The following is a 1857-nucleotide window of genomic DNA, read 5'->3' on the forward strand; positions in this document are numbered from 1 at the left end:
TGGCCGTCATCGATCGCGACCCGAGCGCGTTCCTTCGGCTCGGCCCGGACTTCCCGGGACACACGATCGTGGGGATGGGCTTCGATCGGGACGTGCTGGTGCGGTCCGGCATCGAGCGGGCCGACGCGTTCGCCGCGGTCTCGTCCGGGGACAATTCGAACATCATCTCGGCCCGGGTGGCCCGGGAGACCTTCGGTGTCGAGCGCGTCGTCGCCCGCATCTACGATGCCAAGCGCGCCGCGGTGTACGAGCGCCTCGGGATCCCGACCGTCGCCACGGTGCCGTGGACGACCGACCGGTTCCTGCACAACCTCACCCACGAGAGCCAGACCGCCAAGTGGCGGGATCCGACGGGCACCGTCGCCGTCGCCGAGGTCTCGGTGCACGAGGACTGGATCGGCCGCAACGTCACCGACTTCGAGGCGGCGACCCATTCGCGGGTCGCGTTCGTCATCCGCTTCGGCACCGGGGTCCTACCCGACCGGAAGACGGTGCTGCAGGCCGACGACCAGGTCTACATCGCGGCCGTCTCGGGCACCGTCGCCGAGGCGATCGCCCTCGCCGAACAGCCCCCCGCGGCCGACGACTGACCGTCCGGTGCCAGCAGGCGCAGCCGAACACACGACCCGGACATCACCGAGAGGATCGCCGATGAAGGTGGCCATTGCGGGGGCGGGAGCCGTCGGGCGCTCCATCGCGCGCGAACTGATCCGCAACCACCACGACGTCATGCTGCTCGAGCGCAAGCTCGAGCACGTCGAGCCCGACTCCGTGCCCGATGCCAAGTGGGTGCACGCCGACGCCTGCGAGCTGAGCCTGCTCGAGGCCGCACAACTCGAGCAGTACGACGTGGTGATCGCCGCGACCGGCGACGACAAGGCGAACCTGGTGCTGAGCCTGCTTGCCACCACCGAGTTCGGGGTCGCGCGGGTCGTCGCGCGCGTCAACGACCCGCGCAACGAGTGGCTGTTCGACGAGTCGTGGGGGGTCGACGTCGCCGTCTCCACGCCGCGCATGCTGGCGTCGCTGGTCGAGGAGGCCGTCTCGGTCGGCGATCTGGTCCGGCTGATGACACTGCGCAAGGGCGCGAACCTGGTCGAGATCACCCTGCCGGACACCACCGCGCTGGCCGGGAAACCGGTGCGCAAACTGCAACTGCCCCGGGACGCGGCCCTGGTGACGATCCTGCGCGGGGGCCGCGTCATCGTCCCGCAGCCCGACGACCCGCTCGAAGGCGGCGACGAACTGCTGTTCGTCGCCGCGGACGAGGTGGAACAGGAACTGCGGGGAGCGCTCGGGCTCTAGCGGATCAGCGGACGTCCTGGTCGGGGCCGTCGGCGGCCCGGCCCGGCCCGGTCTCGATCGGCTCGTCGACCGTCTCGGGCGCCGGTTCGACGACCCGATCAGCGCGGCGCACGGCCCACAACGTGACCAGCAACGCCACCGCAGTCAGCGGCCATCCCATGCCGATGCGGGCCACGGCGAGCCAGCCGGTCCGGTCGGCGTCGTACAGCTCGTGTTGCACGAGGTAGCGGGCCGCGAACACGAGCGCCCACGCCGCCGTCGCGATGTCGTAGGCGCGCACGGCGACACGGTGCCGCCGCCAGGACGATCCCTGCCCGTTGAGCATGCCCCAGATCACGCCGACCAGGGGTCGCCGCACCAGGACGGACAGGACGAAGCCGGCGGCGTACAGCAGACTGGTGTAGATGCCGAAGAGGAAGTATCCCTTGGCGTCGCCGGTGCGATAGGCGATGAACGCGCACACACCCACACCGAGGAACCCTGAGACGGCGGGTTGGACGGGAGTGCGCTGGACGAGCCGCCACACGAGCACGGCGGGGGGCGCGGCGGGGG

3 protein-coding genes are annotated in these 1857 nt (G+C 70.9%); 2 read left to right on the top strand and 1 reads right to left on the bottom strand.

Annotated elements, in window-relative coordinates:
• Window positions 1-590: potassium channel family protein (locus OEY_RS0103625; protein WP_010592584.1), on the top strand; the 590-nt coding region annotated here is incomplete at its 5' end.
• Window positions 591-651: 61 nt separating this feature from the next.
• Window positions 652-1305, top strand: coding sequence for a potassium channel family protein (locus tag OEY_RS0103630; protein WP_010592585.1), 654 nt, complete (start codon window positions 652-654; stop codon window positions 1303-1305).
• Window positions 1306-1309: 4 nt separating this feature from the next.
• Here OEY_RS0103630 and OEY_RS27985 read toward each other — a convergent pair.
• The coding region (locus OEY_RS27985) for a DUF3159 domain-containing protein (RefSeq protein ID WP_010592586.1) at window positions 1310-1857 on the bottom strand (548 nt) is incomplete at its 5' end.

Origin of the sequence: Rhodococcus sp. P14 (genome assembly GCF_000256505.1) — a bacterium.
In the GTDB taxonomy this organism is placed as follows: domain Bacteria; phylum Actinomycetota; class Actinomycetes; order Mycobacteriales; family Mycobacteriaceae; genus Rhodococcus; species Rhodococcus ruber.

Coding starts and splice junctions, on each gene's coding strand:
- OEY_RS0103630 (WP_010592585.1), top strand. CDS start 652: ATGAAGGTGGCCATTGCGGGGGCGGGAGCCGTCGGGCGCTCCATCGCG.